The sequence below is a fragment of the Brevibacillus antibioticus genome (assembly GCF_005217615.1).
Classification (GTDB): Bacteria; Bacillota; Bacilli; order Brevibacillales; family Brevibacillaceae; genus Brevibacillus; species Brevibacillus antibioticus.
Genome location: NZ_SZNK01000001.1, coordinates 1,566,551 through 1,588,632, shown reverse-complemented (window position 1 = coordinate 1,588,632; position 22,082 = coordinate 1,566,551). Strand labels below are relative to the sequence as shown.

The 22,082-nt window shown below is 56.3% G+C and carries 9 protein-coding genes; 1 reads left to right on the top strand and 8 read right to left on the bottom strand.

Features of this window, described 5'->3' with window-relative positions:
- Window position 1 precedes the first annotated feature (1 nt).
- The 4 genes from E8L90_RS07405 to E8L90_RS07390 form a co-directional block, all read right to left on the bottom strand.
- Window positions 2–11,524: an SDR family NAD(P)-dependent oxidoreductase gene (locus tag E8L90_RS07405; RefSeq protein WP_137028647.1), complete on the bottom strand. Its 11,523-nt coding sequence runs from the start codon at window positions 11,522–11,524 to the stop codon at window positions 2–4.
- A gap of 20 nt (window positions 11,525–11,544) precedes the next feature.
- A complete protein-coding gene (gene fabD / locus E8L90_RS07400) occupies window positions 11,545–14,940 on the bottom strand; it encodes an ACP S-malonyltransferase (RefSeq protein WP_137028646.1) in 3,396 nt (1,131 codons plus the stop codon).
- Window positions 14,941–14,976: 36 nt separating this feature from the next.
- Window positions 14,977–15,609 carry an MBL fold metallo-hydrolase gene (locus E8L90_RS07395; RefSeq protein WP_137033318.1) on the bottom strand — a complete coding sequence of 211 codons (633 nt, stop codon included), beginning with the start codon at window positions 15,607–15,609 and terminating at the stop codon, window positions 14,977–14,979.
- A 124-nt stretch (window positions 15,610–15,733) separates the two neighbouring features.
- Window positions 15,734–16,495: a 4'-phosphopantetheinyl transferase family protein gene (locus E8L90_RS07390; protein WP_137028645.1), complete on the bottom strand. Its 762-nt coding sequence runs from the start codon at window positions 16,493–16,495 to the stop codon at window positions 15,734–15,736.
- A 306-nt stretch (window positions 16,496–16,801) separates the two neighbouring features.
- On the opposite strand from E8L90_RS07390, the gene loaP reads away from it, so the two are divergent.
- Entirely contained in the window at window positions 16,802–17,365 is a 564-nt protein-coding gene (gene loaP / locus E8L90_RS07385; protein WP_425267101.1) for an antiterminator LoaP, read from the top strand.
- 191 nt (window positions 17,366–17,556) lie between these two features.
- Here loaP and E8L90_RS31355 read toward each other — a convergent pair whose 3' ends face one another.
- The 4 genes from E8L90_RS31355 to E8L90_RS07370 form a co-directional block, all read right to left on the bottom strand.
- The gene (locus E8L90_RS31355) at window positions 17,557–17,808 is read right to left on the bottom strand and encodes a TnsA endonuclease C-terminal domain-containing protein (protein WP_137028643.1); all 252 of its coding nucleotides are present in this window, start codon (window positions 17,806–17,808) and stop codon (window positions 17,557–17,559) included.
- Window positions 17,805–17,933, bottom strand: coding sequence for a hypothetical protein (locus tag E8L90_RS31075; RefSeq protein WP_279633648.1), 129 nt, complete (start codon window positions 17,931–17,933; stop codon window positions 17,805–17,807). Before E8L90_RS31075 ends, E8L90_RS31355 begins: the two co-directional genes overlap by 4 nt.
- A gap of 160 nt (window positions 17,934–18,093) precedes the next feature.
- Window positions 18,094–21,153: a cyclic peptide edeine export ABC transporter EdeA gene (gene edeA, locus E8L90_RS07375; protein ID WP_137033316.1), complete on the bottom strand. Its 3,060-nt coding sequence runs from the start codon at window positions 21,151–21,153 to the stop codon at window positions 18,094–18,096.
- A gap of 166 nt (window positions 21,154–21,319) precedes the next feature.
- The gene (locus E8L90_RS07370) at window positions 21,320–22,081 is read right to left on the bottom strand and encodes a ParB N-terminal domain-containing protein (RefSeq protein ID WP_244297500.1); all 762 of its coding nucleotides are present in this window, start codon (window positions 22,079–22,081) and stop codon (window positions 21,320–21,322) included.
- Between the last annotated feature and the right edge of the window lies 1 nt (window position 22,082).

The window sequence follows — 22,082 nt, the reverse complement described above, 5'->3', positions numbered from 1 at the left end:
GTTACACCTCAACTCCAATTTGCTTCCAGATATTCATCGCGCCCTCTGCCCGTTCGCCCTGTCCGCGCCCGCTCACATCGCGGCGCTGCAAGACAGGAAGCGGAATCGGCTTGCGAAGGATCGAACGCTCCTCAGACTCTTCCCAGCCTTCGAGGATCACGTGCGCGTTGGTGCCGCCGTCGGCAAAGCAGTTGATCGCCGCGATGCGAGCCGTTTCGGTCCAAGGCATAAGTTGACGGGCCATCTCAAACGGCGACGACTGCAGATCATAATGCGTCATCGCCTCTTCACCCGACAAAAACGGCACCATCTGCCGATGCTGTAGCATCAAGACGACTTTGATAAATCCGGCGATCCCTTCCGCGCACAACGGATGCCCGATGTTCGGTTTCATCGACCCCAATCCCAGCGGGAGGTTCGAGGAAGCGCGATACACCCCTTGGATCGTCTTCAGTTCCAAGAGGTCGGTCACTTCCGTGCCCGAACCGTTTGTTTCGATATAGCGAACCGCTTCAGGCGATACCCCGCCTTTTCGGAGCGCCGCCTGCAGCACTTGTTTCTGTGCCTCAAGGCTCGGGGTGGCTGGTCCGGCGGTCCGTCCGTTGTTGTTGACAGCGACCGCTTTGATGACGGCGTAGATCGCATCGCCATCGCGCAAAGCCTGCTCCACCGTCTTCAGCAAGACCATACCACACCCTTCCCCGACCACGATCCCGTCCGCTCGACGGTCAAAGAGGTGGAACGCCCCTTCTCGGTTCAGGATGTTGCGCTGTTCAAAGATTCGGTGCGTCTCATCGGTGGTCAGCAGAGAGACCCCGCCGACGATCGCCGACTCGATCTCCCCGCTCTGAAGCGCCTGCGCTGCCATGTTCATCCCCACCAGAGCGGAGGAGCAAGCGGTGTCCACTACGACACACGGGCCGCGCAAGTCAAAATACTGCGAGATATTCGCCGCCAGATAGTTCTGTCCAACAGCCAAAATCGGGTTGCGCGTCTGACCCAGATCCGCCGTGCTCGGCGAATGCTTACTGCGCGCCCCGAGGTAGACGCCGACCGAGCGGCCTTTGACCTCCTGCTGGTTGTAGCCGGCGTGGCACAAGAGCTTGAGGCTCTCTTCCAGCACCAGAAGGGCTTGCGGGTCCATCGCTTTGGCGTCTTCCTCCGAGAGATGGAAGAACGACGGGTCATACTGCGTGATGTCGTCGAGCAATCCGGCATAGAAACCGCTCGAATACCCCCAGCGCCCCAGCGGCACCTCGCGAATGGCGGAACGGCCCTCGGACAGCAACTGCCAATACTGCTCCAGAGAAGTCGCCCCCGGCAGTCGGCAAGACAGGCCGACGACAGCCAGATCAGCGGCCCCAGAGGCCGGAGCCGCTTTGCGCACGGCTGCTTGTCCTTGTTTCGCGACACGCGGCTTGGCAGGACGACTCGGCGCACGATAAGAAGGTGCCGCCAGCTCTTCTTGCTGAACCTGCGTGGCCCCCGTCGCGTTGGCGAGGGCTGGCCCATGCAGAGCCTCCAAATGCTTCACCAGCGATTCGATCGTCGGGAACTCCAGCAGGAGAGACGGGTCGAGCTTCACTTGCAACGCCTGCGCGATCTGACGCAGCAATTGCGCTTGCAAAATGGAATCGACCCCGTAGTCTGTAATCTGCGCATCGACCTCGATCTTGGCCGGATCCATTTTCAATTCTTTTGCAAAAATCGACCGAACCCAAGCCTCCGCTGTCTGCCCTTGGCCGCCTGCCACAACGCTTGCTTTCTGCGCAGGGGTCGCCGGACGCTGTGCCTGAACCACAGGGGATGTCGGGAGCGCCGCCGTCTGCTTTTTGCGCTGCATCAGCGTTTGCGGATTCCAGAGCGATGGGTTGACCACAGCAGACATGACGACCGGGCCGATTTTTCTCGCCAGCACATAATCGAGGAACTCCAGCCCCTCGGCGTTGGTCATCGTCAGAAGGCCTGTCTGCTCGTAGGCTCTGCTCTTGACTTCGCCCATGCCCGCCTCTTTCCAGCTCGGCCATTGCACGCTGACGATCGGACATTCCGGACGCTTTGCTTCCGCCAGATAATCCATGTAGGCATTGGCCACCGCATAGTCGCTCAACCCCGCCGCGAGCGACGGGATCGTGGCCGACACAGACGAGAACGCGACGAAGAACTGTAGCGGCTCTGCGCAAAGACTGCGGTACAACACGTCAAGTCCCGCCACTTTCGGCTCCAGCACCTGCTCGATGTCTTCGACCGTCTTGCGAATGAAGGCCGAGTTCTCTTCATCGAGCAGGCCCGCCGCATGCAGCACCCCGCCGATCGGGCCGAGGCTTCGGCGAACCGCCTGCACGCTCTCTTCGACCGCCTGAACATCGGACAGCGGCACAGACAGAACCATCACCTGCGCCCCTTCTCGCTCCAAAGCTTGGATGCCCTGAATCTTCCGGGAAACAGGCGTCTGCTCCCGAAGGTGCGCCGCCCATGTCTCGCGCTGCGGCAAGGTTTCCCGTCCGGTCAGCACCAAGCGCTTGACGCCATAGTGTTTGACAAAATGCTGCGCGCACAGATACCCAAGGCCCCGCGTCCCCCCGGTGATCCAGAGCACTTGATCTTCCGGGAACGGTGTTCGCACTTGCTGCTCGCCTTTTTCCCATTCCTTGAGCCGCGCCCGATAACGCAGCCCGTTTCGCCAACACGCTTCCGTGTCCTCATCTTCGACAAGGAACTCAGCGGCGATCTGCTCGGCCAGCCCCGTTTCATTAGAGACCGGCTCCAGATCGAGATGGCGGGATTGCACATGGCCATATTCGCTCTGCAGCATGCGATAGAGCGCCGCACGGGAGGCACCCGCGAGGTTGACCGTCGCATTCTGATACCCTTCCAGCCCCTTGGTGACACCCAAAAGCATCATCTCATCGCGGCGGCCGTGTTCGATCAGCAGCTGAAGCCAGCTCATCCATTCCGCCGACTCCTTGCGCTCCTGACCGCAGCCGACCAGATCGATCAGGCCGTCATACACCTGCCAATCCAGCTCTTGCGGCTCTTGCTCCACATCGAACAGGCGGCTTTGCGGCAGTCTCTTCGCCAGCTCGGTGGCCAAACTGCGCGTCTCCGGCGTGGTCAGGATCGCCACCGCCCGGTTGACGCTGCGGCTTGGAGCTGCGGAACATGGCTCCCACACTTTTTTCAGAAAATACATCTTGCGCTCTGCCGCCGTGCTGTTTCCTTGACACTCGCCTTCGACCGGCTCCAGCACCAGTCCGCGCATCTGCACGCAGACCTCGCCCGTTTCGTCGCAGAGGTCGAGGTCATAGCCGGTCTCCCCGCTTCGAATCAGCGCCCACATCGTAGACGGGCACGGACGGAGGATGTCCAGCGACTGCAAGAAGACCGGTCGGGTCGGCTTGCGGTCGGTCTGTTTCAGCGTAAAAGCGTTCACGGCCTGAACCGCAGCTTCCAACAAGGTTGGGTGCAGCACATAGTCCGCTTCCGTGGCAAAAGCTGCTGACGGTAGGGCCAGCTTGGCCAGCACGTGGCTCACTCCCAGATAGAGCGTCTCGATCCCTTGCAGGCTCGGCCCATAGGCCGTCCCCATCGCGTGGAAGGCATCGTAGCATTGCTCAGCCGTCAGAACGCCGAGTCCCGACTGCACCTGCAAGGCGTGTAGATCGAGCGGCGGTGCCGGATCGAACGCGCAGATCTCGACTTCGCCATAGCTATACAGCGTCGGAGCTTCCTCCCCTTGTGGGATGTCACTGCTGATCTCATAGGCGATCTCGCCGTCCTCCAGCGCATGGAGTCCGACATGCAGACCTATAGATTCGCCTGCTGCGACGATCGGTTTCGGCCAGACGACATCTTTCAAACGCATGGATGTCGGATCGTTCGCTTCAAGACCCGTCGCCAGCAGAGCAGCCGCTCGCGCCAGCTCCAGCTCTGCTACGCCCGGCAGTACCGGGTTGCCATAGACGACGTGATCGCGGAGGAAAAATTCGCGGCACGTCATCGTCGAACGGAACCGCACTTCGGTCAGGTCGGACGTGTTCTCGTGCACCAGCGGATGCAGCATCGCGGCGCGTCCTACGCCCGTCCCGCTCTGCACAGCTCCGTCGATCGGAAGCCAGTAGCGCTCCTTGGCAAACGGATAGCCCGGTAGCGAGATGCGACCTGGCTTGCCTGTTGCATATTGCCGGCTCCAATCGATCGACAGCCCTTTAGCCCACAGGTCAAGCAGCTTGCCGAACTTGCCTTTTGCCTGCCATGCCTCGATCACCGCCTGCATGTCCTCGTCCTGCGCGAAGAGGGCCAGCGTGTCCTTATAGTGCTTGACATGTCCGTGGAACACGCCGTCGATGCCTCGTTTGCCGGACAGGAAATCTTGCAGTTTGGCACTCAGTTCCTTGAGCGACGAGGCCAGCACGGCCAGACGCTCCTCCATCGTCTCACGGCCCAGCTGCAAGGTGTAGGCCATCGCTGGCATGTCCGCATCGCTGTATGCACCGCTCTCGACAGCCTGCAACAAGCGCTGTGCCTGTTGTTGCAGACGGTCTGCGTTCTTGGCCGAGAGCACGATGACGTGCGGAGCCGTTCCGAAATGGTCACGCTGTTGCTCTACCGCTTGGTATTCCTCGATGATCACATGCGCGTTCGCACCGCCGGCCCCGAACGACGAGAGGCCCGCAAGGCGCGGGAATTCTCTTGTCTGACCATCGAACTCCACCTGAGGGCGCTTCCATTCCATCAGCTCTTGCGGCACGACAAACGGGCTGTTCCGAAAGTCGATGTTTGCGTTGAGCTGTTGAGAGTGCAATGACGGAGCAATTCTGCGGTGCTTGAGCTGGAGCAGCACTTTGGTCAGGCCGGCGATGCCAGCGCTCGCTTCCAGATGCCCGATGTTCGACTTGACAGAGCCGATCGCGCAGAACTGCTTGTCTCGCGTGTACTTGCCAAACGCGCGGGAGAGCCCCGTGATCTCGATCGGGTCGCCCAGCGCCGTGCCGGTGCCGTGCGCCTCGATGTAGCTGATCCCCCGTGGATTGATCTTCGCCCGCTCCAGCGCTTTCAGAATCATGTCCGACTGCGCCGTCGGGTTCGGCACCGTATACCCGTTGGTCTTGCCTCCGTGATTGACAGTAGTCGCCTTGATGACGCCGTAGATGTGGTCGCCGTCCTTCACCGCTTGGTCGAGCGGCTTGAGCAGCACGGCGCCGATACCTTCGCCCGGCACATACCCGTCGCCATCCGCGCCAAAACTTCTGCATCTGCCATCCGTCGCCAGGAACTTGTATTGGCTCAGGAACAGATATTTCCCCGCGCCGATCGACAGGTTGACGCCGCCGGCGATGGCGACGCTGCTCTCTCCGTTTAGAATGCTCTGGCAGGCGAGATGCAGCGCGGTCAGGGACGAAGAGCACGCGGTATCCACCGTCAGGCTCGGCCCGTTGAAGTTGCAGAAATACGAAACGCGGTTGGCGATGCTGTAGAGCAGCGTGCTTGGGCTGAGCACATGGCCCTGCGCTTGTGCGAGCACACCAAGCTCTTGATACGGCTGCCACAGCGCCCCGACGAACACGCCGACCGACTGATCGCTGAGGCTCTGTCTCGTATAGCCGGCATCTTCGAGCGCATGCCAGACCACCTCAAGGAACAAACGCTCCTGTGGGTCCATCAGCTCAGCTTCACGCGGCGGGATGTTGAAGAACATCGGGTCGAACTTGTCCACATCCTCTAGGAAACTACCCCATTTGCTGTACAGCTTGTCGTTTTGCTTGTCCGGATCATAGTAGCGCACATAATCAAATCGATCCGGTCGGATCTCTTCGATGCAGTCCTTGCCCGCTTGGATGTTCGCCCAAAATTCCGCCAGCGATCCAGCCTGCGGATAGCGCCCGGCAAGGCCGATGATCGCGATATCCCGCACAGCCGGAGCGTGCGGTGTCATCGCGACCGTCTCGACCACATCTGCGGAACACGCGGTCTCTTGAGCACTCGCCACAGCCGCTACTGTCGATTCAACCTCCGCCTCTACCACCTCATCCACTTCAACCGTTTCCGGCAATTGCAGCAGCGAACGCAGCGTCTCTTCATACTCCTCCAGGAAATAACCCGTCAGATCTTCTAAGTTGCGGTACTCAAAGAACAGAGTCTTGGACAGCCCGGACCCGAACGCATCCTCGAACAGCTTATTCAGCTCCAAGATCATCACCGAGTTGATGCCATACGCTTCGAACGCTTCCTCCGGCAGGATCATCGACGGTTCCAGCCCGATCGCCTCAGACAGCAGACCCCGCACGAATTCCTGTGCGCGAGATCTCAGCACCGCCACTCCACGGTCGCGAACCGCCTGCGTTTGGGCCGACGACACCGGGGCCGCCGCCTGCACCAAGGCCGATTTTTCATAATTTGTCGCCTTGATCGAGAAATTGACGAGCCGCGCCACCACGCGCCCCTCCTCGTCGCAAACGGTCAGATTAAACTTCTTGATGTCCGGGTTGTTCTTCGTCTTCGGGCTGACTTCGCTGTAGACGTGGCATCTGCGCGGCACGATCCCCCACATCTCCAAGCTTTCGATCGCAATCGGTATAAAATCGCGCTCGTCATCGCCGTGGAAGCGGTTGTTGATCAGCGCCGTCTGGAACACGCCCGTCAGCATCGTCGGGTGCAGTAGGTACTCCTCATACGTGTCTGCGATCATCTCCGGCAGTTCCAGCGTCGCCAGCGCTTCCTGCTCGTTGAGCACCATCTCCTGCATCGGCATGAAGCTCTCCCCGACGATCAAGCCTTCCGCATGAATCTGCTGATAGACCTGCTCCCGCGTCCAGCTCGCCGTGCAGCGCTCTCGAATCGCCGCGAGATCGATCGTTTCCACCTCGCTCTGCGCCAGCTGCCACGGAGCATATTCCAACGCCCCAGTCGCATGCACGACGCGCTCGGCCCCTTCCATTCTGTAGATCTCGTAGTCGGTGCGCTCCCCTTTTGGCAACAGTTGAATGAACACATCAAACGGCTCTCCGCCCGAAGACAGTTGCTTCGCCCAGTAGCAGTTGAGCAGCTTGCTCACCCGCTGGCCCGGAAGAGCGAGTGCGCCTGCCTGTCTGGCCATCTCGGCATAGCACGCGCCTGGCACGTTGTATTTGTTGTCCACCACATGATCGACCTGATAGAACTCCGTGTTGTCATAACGTCGCTGGTACAGCCCCTGCTCACCATCGACCTTGTTCAGATCGATCAGTCCCGAGCTGCGATACAGCGGAGCTAGAGCCCCCAGCTCGGCATAGTGAGCCTCGATAACCGCGCGCTGCTTGTCTTGCAGCAGATAGTCCAGAATCTGTTGCGAGGTTCCATGCTCAAACAGCAACGGCGGTTTGAAATCGACGCCAAAATACTGCGAGATCAGGTTCGCGATCTGCAGCAGCGACAGCGACGCCACCCCGAGCTGCTGCAGCGGCTGGCTGGCACCGATCTCCGCCGGAGCCAGGTGCAGCGCTTGTGCGAGGATACTGTAGAGATCCCGACGGATCATCGTCGACACATCCAGTTCTCGCACAGTCTCCGCCTTCTTGCAGATGCCAAAGTGCTGGTTAATTTTCATCTGGTCACCTTCGATCCCTACGATGTGAGCGAAACCTTCCTGACTTGCCAGATGCAGCGCTTCCCGGAGCAGGACCAAGCCCTGCGGCGTTTCCAGCGGCTGCATCCCGAACACCTTCCAGAGGTGCTCCTTCTCCTCCGGCTCCACGGTCATCCCGCCATTCGCCCAGAGCGGCCAGTTGATCGCCAGCGACAGACCGCTGCGCCTGCCCTCGGTGACGAGCTGCTGCCGGTGCGCCGCATACGCATCCATGAAGCTGTTGCCCGAAGAATAATCGCACTGCCCTTGATTGGGCATCAGCGCTGCAATCGACGAGTACATGACAAAAAAGTCCAGTTCGTCGTCGGCCGTCGCGTCGTCCAGATGGAGCGTCCCCGCGAGTTTGGGCTGCAGGACTTTTTCAAAAGACTCGGTTGTTTTGCGCAGGATGAAGCTGTCTTCAATCAACCCGCTTCCCTGCAAAACGCCGTGGATGCTGCCATAGGTCGCACGCGCTTGCTCCACCGCCGCACGCACTTGACCAGCATCACCGAGGTCCGCCCGAATGTACAGGCCCAAGCCGCCCAGACTTGCCAGCCTGTCAAGCTGTGCCGCGATTCTCTCATCCTGCTCTCTTCGCCCGAGCAACACGACCTTCGCCTGATATTCCTTGGCCAGATAGTCGGAGAAAATCTGCCCCAGGCCGCCCGTGCCGCCTGCGATCAGATACACCCCGCCTTGGCGCAGCGCATAAGCCTGCTTCTGCAAGCCGCCCGCAACGGTCACCATCTCGCGCAGCTGCCTTGTCCCGCCTACATATCTCACTTCATGCAACGGGGCCGGAGCACTCGCAAACAGCTCCTCCAGCAGCGCCCGGCCGCAGTTTTCAAAGCGATCCGTAAACGCCGCCACCTCCAGATGAAGGCGTGGGTACTCATACTTCAGCGTGCGAGCCAGCCCGCCGGCCGCATACAGGGCGGGCAGCGTCTCGGACGACATGCTCTCGCCGGCGTAGAGGATCTTGATCGGCTCTTTAAACCGGCACTTAATCAGAGCTCCTGCCAGCACGAGTAGCCCCCGCAGGTCTTCCACCCCCGGACGGCCGGCTGGCACGAGAATCTGCCGCACGGCAAACCCGCTCGCCTTGACCTCCTGCAACGCTTCTAGATAGCGATCCGGGTCCTGCTCGGCGATCGTCAAGCGCCGGAACGGCACCTCCTCGCCTAGTTCGCCGCGCATCCAATCGGCCAGCGACTCCGAACCGTTGAGGAGGAGCAAGCCCTTCGTCTTCGCCTCCGGACCGCAGGCTTCCTCCCGCCACTTCGAGGTGTAATAGAGCAGCCCCTGTTTGCTCGGCGCTTCTTTTCTCGTTTCTTCGTTCCTTGCTTCTTCTTTTCTCACCAACGTCCGCTTCGTAAAATTCTTCACCGAAGCCAGCACGCGACCTTCGCCGTCGCAGAGATACAGGTCGAACTGGATCGAACCGCTCTGCTGCACCTGACGCTGCTTAACATAGTAATAGCGCACCGCTTCCAAGCTTCCCGCAACCGTGAAGCTCTCCGCATAGTACGGCACATACTGCGATTCGCTCGCCGTGCCGTTTCGCACGCTCAAGCACACCGCCGTCTGCAGCGCCCCGTCCAGAATGCCGGCTGCAATGCGCCCGTGATTCCCGACGTCCACCTCCGCTATCGCCTCGTTAGCCGAGCAGTGCAGCGTCTCGATCACCTGGAACGAAGGCCCGTACACCAGACCGTTTTCGGAAAAGAGACCATACAGCTCGGCCTTCGATTCCTTCGTCTCGCAGCGCTTGCGAATCTCCTCCACCTCGATTCGCTCTTCCGTCCGCGCCACCTGCTTGACCAGGCGGCCTTGGCAGTGCAGGTCCGCACCCGAACGGATGCGCACAGCCCGGTCGCTTCCTTCCTCCTTCACGTTCAAGAGGAGGGGGCGCGGCTCGTCGAGAACGGCCAGTGGCTTCAGCCAGTAAACATCTTGGAACGTCACACCGGCTGTCCACTCTTCCTTCAGCTCTCCGACGATCAGGTCCAGATAGCCCACGCCCGGCAGCACTTTCTGCTGCTGAACGAGATGGTCTTGCACCATCCGCTCCGTAGCAGGGAGCAGGATCTGCTTGTCGCTGGAAGCCCCATTCGCATTCGCATCCGCCTTCACTGTCTTCGGCTCAAACCAGCAGCGCAACCGCTCAAACGGATACCCCGGCACCTCGATGCGAGAACCGTGGAAGCTCGCCTGCTCCCATTCGATCCCCTCGCCCTTCACCCAAGCCGCGGCGAGCAGGAACAGATCGTCCGTCGACGTAGCGACCTGCACAGGCGCGTCGGGCTTCGTCACCGCGACGCCTTGGAACAGCGACAGCGAGGCCTGCTCGCTCACATACCGCTCCAGCTCCTCCACCACCTGCTCCACCGACGAAACGACCATCGCCAGACGCTCCTCGAACTCCTCGCGCCCGAACATCAGCGTGAACGCGAGATCGTCCACATGCACAGACTGTCCGGCTTCGCTTCGCAAAAATGTGAGCAGCCGCTCAGCCAATGCCCGCAACTTCCCTTTTTTCGCAGACAAAAGCACCAACCGCTTCTGCGAAGCGCTCTTGGCGCGAGGTCTGTTGCTGCGCGGTGGCTCTTCCAAGATCACATGCGCATTGACGCCGCCCATGCCAAACCCGCTGACCCCCGCCTGTCTCGGCAGCAGCTTGCCTTCGATGCGCCGCTTCTTCCACGCGGTCGGAGCCGTAACGAGGCCAAAGGGCGATCCCTCAAACGAGATGTACGGATTGATCTCTGTAAAATTGAGCAACCCCGGCAGCACGCCATGCTTCATCGCCAGCAGCACCTTGATGATCGAAGCCATCCCGGCCGCGCTCTCCAAATGGCCGATGCTCGTCTTGACAGAGCCGAGCAAGCAAGAGTTCTCGCGCGGCTGCAGGCCCCGCTCCTCATAGTACTGCCCGTATGCTTTCTTCAGCGCATTGATCTCGATCGGGTCGCCCAGCGGCGTGCCGGTGCCGTGCGCTTCGATGTAGGAGATGTTGCGCGGATCCGCTTCGGAGCGCTGCAGCGCCGTGTAGACCACCTCAGACTGAGCGGTCACGTTGGGGGCCGTCAGGAAATTCGAGCGCCCACCATGATTGATCGCCGTCGCCTTGATCACGCCCAAGATGTTGTCACGGTCCTCCACCGCCTTATCCAGCGGCTTGAGGAACAGGGCGGCCACACCTTCACCGCGCACATAGCCGTCCGCCGACGCATCAAACGTTTTGCATTGCCCGTCCACCGACAGCATGCCGGACTTGGCATGGGAGATGTACATCCGCGGGCTGAGCAGCGCATTGACGCCCCCGACGATCGCCGCCTCGCATTCCCCTTCCCGAATATCGCGCACCGCGTTGTGCAGGGCGACCAGAGAACTGGAGCACGCGGTGTCCACGGCTTCGCTCGGCCCTCTGAAGTTGAAAAAATACGACACGCGGTTCGCGAGGATCGAGTGTACCGTTCCTGTGGAAACAAAGGCGCTAATGTTCTCCCCCATCAGCTCGGCATAGTCGTTTTTCGAAACGCCCGCATAGACGCCGATCTTCCCGCCCGACAGACTCTTCGGGCTGTAGCCAGCGTTTTCAATCACCTGCCAGACCGTTTCTAGAAACAGGCGGTGCTGCGGGTCGATAAAATTAGCCTCTTTGGGCGAGATGCCAAAAAACAGCGGGTCGAATCGATCGACCTCCTCGATGAATCCGCCCCACTTGCTGTTCGTCTTGTTCTCTTCCTTTTGCGGGTCGCCGTACACATCCTCCCACTTCCAGCGGTCTTGCGGAATGACAGAGATGCTGTTGAGGCCTGCATTGAGGTTGTTCCAGAATTCCTGCGTGTTCTTCGCCCCCGGAAAACGACCGGCGATTCCGACGATGGCAACTTCTCGCTTTGGCGTTTGAGTCATCCAGATTCGCTCCTTTTTGCTTACAATCCGACCAGTTCAGAGATGCGCCGGTTCAGCAGGTCTGCCGTTTCGCGCATCAGTTTTTCGCCGATCACATCGACATGGCGCGCTCTCCAGCTTTCCAGCGGCGTGCCTTTCACCCAGCGGTTGAACGCCCCCAAGGCCGGGCCGCAATGCACCTGATAATCCACCGTGTGCTCGGCGTCCCCGCTGAGCGCCATGCGCGACGAATAGCCAAAATACCATTTGAAGATCAGCGCCATCTTGTGCTTGGGATTGCGCTCCGCCTTCTCGATCTCCTGCGGGGCCACATAGGCTTGTACTTCGCGGTAGACCTCGTCGAAACTGCGCTTGAAGTAACGCTCTTGCAAAATGCGGCGGGTCTTCTCATCGATCTCCTCCAGCGAGTTGAACTGGCGGTAGAGATCGTACAGCTTGTTCGCACGGGCCGAGAAAAAGACGCCTTTTTTCAAAACCTGCACGCGAGCGCCGATCTCAAACATGTCGCCCGCCGGCGCATAGGCCGTGTCCTGCACGTTCATCTCCTGCAGCAGATCCTTCACCGACTCGGACGTCTGCGCTTCCACCGTGCATTGGTTGATCGAGCCGGTCACGAGATAATCCGCCCCGAGCACGAGCGCCGCCACCGCAGCTTCCGGGGTTCCGATACCGCCGGCCGCTCCGATGCGAATCTTCTTCTTGTATCCGTATTTGGCCATCATCTCATCGCGCAGGCGAACGATCGACGGAAGCAGCACGGAAGAGACCCCCTGATCGGTATGTCCGCCGGAGTCGGCCTCAACGGTGATGTCATCCGCCACCGGAACTTCGCGGAGCAGATCTGCTTCCTCGCGCGTGATCCGCTGTTCCAGCAACAGCTTGTCGACGATGCGCTCCGGTGCCGGGCTCAGAAACGCCTCGGCAACTTCCGGGCGCGAGACTTTGGCGAGGATGCGGTTTTCGACGATCACGCCGCCTTCTGCCGAGCGTTTCAGCCCTTTCGCCCGGTAGCGGACCAATGCGGAGTTCACCGCCATGTAGGCGCTTGCCTCCACGTTCCGCACGCCGGTGCGCAGGAAGAGATCGACCGTCATCTCCTCCATCGATGGGTTGCCTTGGTTATGCAGCAGGTTCATGCCATACGCCTCACCGTGCATCAACGCCTGCTGAATCGTGCGGATCGCCTGTTCGATCTGCTCCAGCTTCATGCCTCCGGTCCCGTAAAAACCCAGCATGCCCGCCTTGCCGACCTGAATGACCAGGCGCTCAGAGGCCACGCCACGATACATCGAGCCCGTGACATAGGCGTACTTCAAGTTATAATCCTTCTTGAACTCCTCATCGCCCAGCGATTCTGCCGTGCTCGCCCTTCTTGACACACGCACGACCGGCTCGCTCACTGCTTCCCTCACCGGCACGACCTCCACCGGAGCCGGAGCAGGCGCCTCAACAGCGACTGCCACCTCCGCGACCGATTCTTTCGTCACCTCAGGCACAGTCACAGACGCCGCCACAGCCACCAGCACCGCCTCTTCCGCCTCTTCCACGTCTTCCGCTTCCGGCTCGATCACGAGCGGTTCCGCTTTGCGGCGGATCGAGGTGATGAGCTTGGTCAGGACATTGCCCGGCCCAACCTCTTCGATCTCAATCTCGCCAAGGCCCATCAGATAGCGCACGCTGTCCGTCCACTTGACCGGAGACACGATCTGCTGCACCAAATTATCCTTCACCTGCCGTTGCTTGTACGGACGCGCATAAATGTTCGAGATGACCGGAATCTCCAGTTTCGAAAATTCGAACGATTCCAGATACGCTTCAAAACTTCGCTTGCTCTCCGCCATATACCGGGAATGGAAAGCCCCGCTCACATTGAGCGGAATGTACATGCGCACGCCCGCTTCCTCAAAAAACGGCTGCGCGCGCAGGATGTCCGTCTTCAAGCCCGCGATGACAATCTGGTCCGGCGAATTGTGGTTGGCGATGTCGATTGCGTCCAGCCCGTTCTCCATCAGCACCCGGTCGATTTGCTCCACCGTAAACCCGATCACCGCCGCCATGCCCCCACCGCTCGCAAGGCTCATCAGTTCGCCCCGCTTCTTGACCATCCGCAGACCGGTAGCAAAATCAAACGCCCCAGCCGCAAACAGCGCATTGTACTCACCCAAGCTGTGCCCGGCCACATAATCCGGCTTGCATCCCGTCTCCTGCACCTTCTTGAGAAAACTCAGTGCACTGACCACATACAGAGCTGGTTGTGTGTACTGCGTCTGACCCAGCTGATTGTCCGGGTCCTCCAAGCACAGCCTTTTGATCGAATAGCCCAAGATCTCATCCGCTTGTGCCATCAGATCTGTAAACTCGTCAAACAGCGTACCTCCCATGCCTTTGTGCTGAGAACCTTGTCCAGGAAACACGTATGCTTTCATAGGTTGTCCTTCCTTTCTGATGGGCGATGAAATGAGTTGCTCCTGTTGCTCGCAAACCTTGTTGAAGTTCTTGAGATCCTGCTGATACGGCGTGAGGACCGCATAGCTTTGCGAGAGCGAATCCTGTTTAAAACTCCGCTTGGCCAGATTGGCCAGCGTTCCCGAAGGACCCAAGTCCACGTACAGGCAATCGTCTCCCTGCTCCAGCGCCTGCACCGCTTCGGCAAAGCGAATCGGCTGTCGCGCCACCTCCCAGAAATACTCGCTCCTCAGCGCTGTCTCCCGCCGCCCGGTCACCCCGGAATAAAATCGCACCTGAGGCTGGCGATACGAGAGCCCGCGCAACCGGGCCACATAGGAAGCAGCAGCCGGATCAACCCATGAGGAATGGTACGCAAAGGAGACCGGCAGAACCTGATAGGCGATGCCTTTCTCCTGAAGCGCCTCCCCGATTCTCGGCAGCATCGCCGCCGGGCCGGCCACCACAAAATGCGCGTCCGAATTGATCGACGCCATCTCCGTGTTCTGACGCAAGAGCGGTATCCTGTCATAGATGCTCGGCTCCTGCAGAATCCCGATCATCCCGCCGGGGAGACAGGTAGCCTCAAAAGCCTTGGCCTGCTCCACCACCAGCTCCAACGCGACCTCCACATCGAGCACACCTGCCACAGCCGCCGCCGCGAACTCGCCCATGCTGCTGCCAAGGACCGCATCTGGCTTGACCCCGTGGTCCATCAGCGCCTGCGCCAGCGCATATTCCACCATGAAGATCGCGGGGTGGGTCAATAGCGTCCGTTCAAACGGCTCGTCTCGGCGCTTGTCCTCCGCATACAGACGCGCCAGCACCGACTCCCCGACGAGCGGCGTCACCATCTCGTCCAACTTGTTCATCCACTTGCGAAACTCAGATACCTCCTCATAGAGCCCTCGACCCATCTGGTAAAACTGAGAACCCTGTCCGGAGAAAAGAAACACGACCGGCTTACCCATCCATACCCCTCCTGAACGCGACTCGTCTACCTTGATTTATTTAAAATTGAACAATTGCCCCTGGTTCTTGCGCATCCGAAACCGGACAAAATGCTCTTTTTGCTCAATCTGAAAATAGATATTGTGCTCCAGCACATCCCGAAACGCCATGCCCGGCTCCTTGCCATAAGAATGACCTGGATACACCCGCACATGAGGGGGTGTGGACTTGCGAATCCTCTGAAAACTGTCATGCATCTGCTCCGGGGAACCTCCGGCCCCATTGCAGACGCCGCAACCTTCAATAAACACCGTATCCCCCGTGATTAGATCGTCTGCGAGCCGAAAACAAGCCCCACCGGCCGTGTGCCCTGGCGTCAGCATGCAGGTAATCGGCGTCTCTCCCAGCAAGATCGTCTCCCCCTCCTCAAACGAATGCAGATTCCGACATGCGAACCCGTAGGCATCGATCTCCTTGACCGACATGTACGCCCGCGCCGCCGGGTAGAGCTCCAACAGCGGCTCCACCTTGTTGACATGATCGTGATGCGAATGTGTCAGCAGGATGCAAGTCAACTCCGCCTCCAATGAGCGAAGCATCCCGTCGATCAACTCCAAGTCCCAAGCCGGGTCCACCACAGCCGCCTGCCGGGTGGCTTTGTCCACGAGTATGTACGCATAATTTTTCATGAACAAAAACTCAACCTTCAACGGGTGCAACTCATAGTCCACTTCATCCTTCCCCCCTCTCAAAGTAAGCACAAAAAAATAGAGGAACGATCTCCTCTACTTTTTTGTGCTTGCTTTGGCTATTTTATATAACTTCTTCCACCTTGCACAACAGATCCTGCACGGCCTCCAAGTCCAAACGACAGTCCTTGGGATAGGCGATCGCAAAGACGCGCTCCCCTACGACCCAGCCCGCAACTTGGAACTGCGGAAAATGAGAGTAAGCCGCCACCCAAGCCGTTCCCTGCTGTTCGAGCCCTGTGATCTCCAAAAACTCGAACGGCACCCCAAGGCCAGTTTTCAAGACTTTGGACAAGGCTTCCTTGGCCGACCAGTACAGCGTCATCAAGAGCGCCTCAGACCCTGGCTGCGCACCGATCCGCTCGCGTTCCCGCTCCGTCATCTGACCCGCCAGCACGGCTTGCCGGGCCGGACAGATCTGCTCGACATCCATCCCCATCGGCAGCGCTTCCGGAAAGACGAGCGCCGCCCCCAGCTCGTCGCAATGAGAGATGCTCACCTGCAGATTGAGAGCGGCAGGGTGTACGATCAGCGGCTGGTGAAGAATCCCACGATCGATCCAGATCCGATCCAGACGTTCTTCCTGCACAGAGACCGCCACCGCTCGCTTGGCCGCATAGCGTCCGGCCAGATAGCTGGTGATCCGCCGCTCAAACTGCAGCCCTTCATAAAACGCCAGCTCGTTCGGGTGCAGAAACGGGATCGTGGCCTGATACTCCGCCGCCGACTGCGCACAGCAAACGCTCAACCAAGCGCTGTACGGCTCCTCTCCCCCTCGCACGTCAAGTCCCTGCACGAAGCTCTCCGGAGGACACACTTCACCCATCCCCCTTCCTCTCAATGCGATTCAATATGATACCCTAAGTTCTTTCAACGCGCCGAAACATCGATTAAATTAGCTTAGGGATTTTCTAAGATTCAACCAAATATTCGATCAATGAATTTACGAATTGAACAACATAACCCATTCCAGTAATACAACTTAATACTACTCTCATTCAATTTTGTTCGTCAAGGATTACTTACCATAGACCTATTTAATCTATCCCACGTTTTGTATCATATGGTATAATCTTCTAAAAATACTATTTTTCGCTTGACCACTTATTTAACAACAAACACTAGTTAGGGGATGGCTATTTTGTATTGGTACGCACTATTCGTTGAATCCGGTCAAGAAGAGGTCGTGCAAAAGTTCCTGAACCTGTACTTTGATGAAACTTCCCTCCACTCTGTCGTACCGAAACGCAGAGTCCCCGAGAAGAAGGCAGGCGCTGTTAAGCACGTGCTGAAGAAAATGTTCCCTGGCTACGTGTTGATCAAGACCCGCATGACCGATGAAGTTTTTCACACCTTGAAAAAAGTCCCCAAGTGCTACAAGCTGCTCAGCCAAGGCACGGTCTACTCCAAAGATGAAGGAACCTACTACTCCAAAATTGACGAACGCGAGATGTCACTGATCTTGCAACTGATCGGAGACGGAGAGATCGTTGGCTATTCGGGCATCTACATAGAAAATTCACGTATCTCCGTAACCTCCGGTCCGCTGCAGGGCATGGAAGGCATCATCACCAAAATAGACCGTCACAAAAAGCGGGCGAAGATCCACCTCAACTTCATGGGTGCCGAGAGGATCATTGACGTAGGCGTGGAGATCCTCTCCCCTTGCATCCCGCAGCTACAAAAGGCCACGTAACAAACATCCCAGTTCCGGTAAGGAACTGGGATGTTTGTTTAAGCGCTGCTTAGACGAGCATTACCAGCAGATAATCGTGCAGAAGTAGCACGTTTGCATATCGACATCTGTCTCTTGTTCGGTGTGGAGGTCTTGTAACAATTCGTTGACGGATATGATATGTGACCTCAGTTGTGATATTGCTGGTGCATTCATGGTGAGATCTGCGATTTTGATACTCTTGGAGAACTTGGCTGACATACAAACTGAACCTTTTTCGAGGCCGCGAGATGCTTAAACACAGTAAAGGCTTCTCCTCTCTCCAAACCATAGTATCGTTCGAAGCCACTAAGAGCTTCCGTAAGGGTTCTATAATTGGTAGTTGTTCGGTATTCGAGCAGGTATGAAAGAACGCAATATTTCGCCCATTCGTTGATGATTTGTTTTTTTGTCTTCGCCTTCACCTTAGGACATCACTTGTCTCCCAATCTCGAATGGCATCCCGTATGAATGCTAACCGTTTTGCGAACTTTTTGTCTGGCCCAGTCTTGTCCTGTACGACCGGGAGCTTCTTATAACTTCTACTCATCACTAACCTCCTTTTTGGGAAGTTATTGACCGTAATTCATCACCTTCATCGCACACCCTACTTCGGGTTTTCGACCATTTCGTATGGAACCATGCCACGCATGCAAAAAAAGACCGCCGGGCATCATCCCCCCGTTCGGTCTTCTCTGCTTGGTTTGACATCAGGCATGCGTAAGTGTTTGCTGCGAAATAATTCGCCCACTCTCCATTTTCACTACCTGATCAGCAAGATGGAAGTAGCGATCGTCGTGTGTGATCGCGATGACACATTTGCCCTGTCTTTTCATTTCTGGTAGCAAGGATTCGTAAAAGAATTGACGATATTCTGGATCTTGGTCAGCTGCCCACTCGTCAAAGAGGAAAATGGGCCTGTCTCTGACCAGACTGAGCATTAAAGCAAGACGCTTACGCTGACCCGTAGACAGCTTCGTCGTGCTAAACGTTCCCGTTTCATCCACTCCGACTTTGTCAGCGATGCGCAGCACCTCTAAATATTTGCTCACTTCTTCTTGCTTCGCTTGGTAATCGATTCCGTACATTTTCTCGAACAAGTAGAAATCACTGAAGATCGCAGAGAAGAATTCGCAGCGTTGATCAGCATTCACGTTTTGGCCGTTCATGAAAAACTCGCCCTCATCCTGCTCGTACAATCCAGTAATCAGCTTGGCAAATGTTGACTTCCCGCTGCCGTTCCCACCAACAATGAAGACGATTTCCCCTTTTCGGCAGGAGAAGTCCAGCGGCCCTACGGAAAACTCTTCGCCCTCCTTGTTTTTGTATCGGAAACGCACCTGTTCAGTTGAAAACGTCTCAAAGTCTTGCGAGTTTTGCCGAGCCAAGCTTTCCTCTTCTCTTCTCGTTTCCACTGATAACGAATCGAGCAACGCATTCAATCGCTGCCAACTAATCTTGATCCGAATCAGCTCCGGTACCGCATTCAAAATACCGTGAACGGGCCCAGTCATATACAGAAAGACAAACACATAACTAATCAGCATCTCTTTTTGAAGCGAAGGGAAGAGCACCGGGAATAAAAAGGCAACCGTGCCGATTACCACGACGAAAAGCAACTCCCCTATCAAATACACGTTCACAAATTTAAATTGGCCCGCTGATTTCTTATGTCGATAGTCAGAGCAGCTTTTTTCCATGTCATCTTCAAATTCTTTTCGTTGCGCCTGCGTCAAATACAGCTCCTTGAAGCCCCCGATCATATCGGTAATATAGGAGAAAAACACATTTTGGATGTCTCTGGTTTCCTCCCATACTTTATTTGCAAAGCGACCTGCCAGCGTATACAAACCGACAGCCACAAAAATGACAGCCAGACAAAACAAAAATCCGTATAGATCCAGCGAGCCCAGGTAAATGAAGCAAAACACGAGTGTAACCGCACTCGTCAGTGCCACAACGACACTATTGGCGAACGTACTGATCGTTTCCGTATCGTTATTTAGCCCCGCATATATTTCACCGTTATCAAGTGTCTCGTATTTTTGATAAGGGGTCCGAAAAATTTTGCGGATCAGTTCCATTCTTTTTTCGTATACAATTTCATTAGTGATCACAATCAGTCGGCTACGCATCATTTTCTCCCCGACGATATACAACAAGATACCCAGGAGAAAATAAAGGAAAATGGATGCATGAAACTTGTTTGTAGAAGTGAGCGCCAGATTGATCATAAAAATAATCAGCGCATTCCCAAAACCGCTGATAAGTCCTTGGATGACAATAGACGTCATGGATGTTTCTTGCGATTTCGGGAACAAGCGGGTGAGTGTGATGTAGACATTAAACAGAGCGAGTCCTGCTACCAATGCATATATGGCGTAAAAAATGGTGATCGGAAGCCAGACCTCGATGAACGGCCATGGTAAACCCATAAAAAATACATCCGGCAAATAGTATAAGGCGGCGGTTAAAACAATTCCCATGCCAACAAATGCAACAAAGGATGCAAAGCAAATTCGCCCCGCATTCGCGACGAGTTTTCGTTCACCTCGATAGACTTGCACGAAAATCTGCACGATTGCCCCACCAAGTACCAACAAAAGGATACCAAGGATCACAAGAGAAATGCTTGCCATTCGATCTGCTTGAAGATTGGTGTCAGACACTACTACCGGAGCTTCTTTGCCTAGTACGAGATTGACGGCCCCCTCGGCGATGACGAATGCGTTCAGCGAGTTTGTATTGGTCAAAACGACGGCTCCCAGCTTTTCCTCTGGGCGAAACGCCATGTACGACGAGAATCCAGGGTTGTTGCCGCCGTGCGAAATTTGCCCGCCACCATCCTGATAAATCATCCAGCCTGACGCATACGAGGAACCGTCCGCAGCTGGAGGTACCGACCGGTCAGGAAGCTGTGAGGCACTCACCAGCTCTGTACGAATCGCGGAAGACTCTACCCCTAGCTGAATCTTCAGCCATCGTTCCATATCAGTCAGGTTGGATACGACATAACCAGCTGGCGTGTTTCCTCGATAATCAGGCGCATTATACACTTTTGGAGAAAAGAAGCTGATTTTATGCCCTTTTGCCAGATCCCACTCAGGTGCCTGTGCCTTCAAAAATGTATCGGTTAGTCCCAATTTGGCGATGACTTCTTGCTGCACATACTGCTCATAGGACTTCCCGGTAACCTTCTCGACCACATAGCCCAGGATATCGTAGTTAATGGTGGCGTATTCATACTCGGTCCCTGGCTTGCGTACCAGTTCAGCATGATTGATCGCTCGCACGGTTTCTTCGATCGCATTCTCACTGGAAGAAATAGGGATGGAGCCAATACTTTCAAAAGGAATCCCACTGGTATGATACAGCAAATGCTTAATCAGGATCGTTTCCGGTTGTCCTTTATATGTAACGGCAAACCACGGTATAAAGCTCTGAACAGGATCATCCAGAGAAAGACGTTTTTGCTCGATTAGCTGGTGCAAGGCTAGCGCCGTAAAGGCCTTGGAGTTCGATCCGATTTCAAACAATGTGTCAGCAGTTATCCGTTCCTGCTTCTCGAGATTGGAAAATCCAAACGATTGCTTGTAAATCGTTTTCCCCTCTTTGACGACCACAACGGCTGCACCCGGGATTTTTTCCGACTCCATGGTTTTATTGACCAGCTGTTCGATTTTCGTTGCGATTTCCGTATTCTGTGGAACGCTTGTTTCAGCGTACACGGGTATACTTCCGGAAAGTACGAGAACCAGACAGATCAGCAAGAATACTAGTTTTCGTCCCGACTCATCTATAATCTTTTGCAGAATGATCCACTCCTTTTTAGGCACTGCGTCTGTGGGAAAGACCGCAACCGCAAGTAAACGAGTACGTGATGTAAATTGGGATTGGATAGAAACCGTGGCGAATCAAACTCGCCACGGTTTCTTATTACGCATCGCACATATACACGGGTTTCGAGTAGAGGCGCAAGGTTTCTCTCCATTTTTTAACCAATCGCTCCCACTGTTCTCGCTCGATTTGCTCCTGTTTCAATAGGCTAATCGGAATACACAAGTTTAATAGACGCCCGTCTATTTCAAAACGGGTAACACCCGCAGGCAAAACATGCCCTTCCGATACGATACGCTCCAATTCCGCCAAATTGATTGGCGGGAATCGTATCAAGGCGGCTCCTGTGTCCGGCCACTCAAGCATCCCTGTGGGCAGACGATGCACCGGGTGGCTATAGGTGTAGCTGTCCACTAATTGACGCCATAGCGTCATTCGCCACTCATCATCCTGCCGATTCTCATTTGGATACAAATAGAAGCGTTCCTTATTCCCTATCTTCATTTCTGCCACAGGCGTTTCTCCTAAACGCTCTGTTTCCCACCGAAACACAGAATCCTGCTCCACTGACTGCAACCATGAAGCGACTGGCACAATATGATCCCACATATCCAAGTGAAAATCCTCATGCCCCACTACCTGTACAGGGATATGTTTGCACCCAAGCATTTGGAGAGCAAAGGTCCGATGTGCACCATCAATGATCAAATACTGGCCGTTTTGCATGAGAATCGCCAACGGAGGATGACGCAAAATCCCTTCCTCCTCAATGATCTGTCTGGTCTTGTGTAGTCGCTTGTTTTCATGTGCCTCGTGCAAACAAATACGAGATGACTCTACCAGTTTTAGATTTGCTAGCACA

Bases quoted from the DNA above. Each gene is read 5' to 3' on its own strand.
- fabD (WP_137028646.1), bottom strand. From the start codon at position 14,940: ATGGGTAAGCCGGTCGTGTTTCTTTTCTCCGGACAGGGTTCTCAGTTT.
- E8L90_RS31075 (WP_279633648.1), bottom strand. From the start codon at position 17,933: ATGAGTAGAAGTTATAAGAAGCTCCCGGTCGTACAGGACAAGACTGGG.
- E8L90_RS07405 (WP_137028647.1), bottom strand. From the start codon at position 11,524: ATGACTCAAACGCCAAAGCGAGAAGTTGCCATCGTCGGAATCGCCGGT.
- E8L90_RS07395 (WP_137033318.1), bottom strand. From the start codon at position 15,609: ATGAAAAATTATGCGTACATACTCGTGGACAAAGCCACCCGGCAGGCG.
- loaP (WP_425267101.1), top strand. From the start codon at position 16,802: ATGGCTATTTTGTATTGGTACGCACTATTCGTTGAATCCGGTCAAGAA.
- E8L90_RS07390 (WP_137028645.1), bottom strand. From the start codon at position 16,495: ATGGGTGAAGTGTGTCCTCCGGAGAGCTTCGTGCAGGGACTTGACGTG.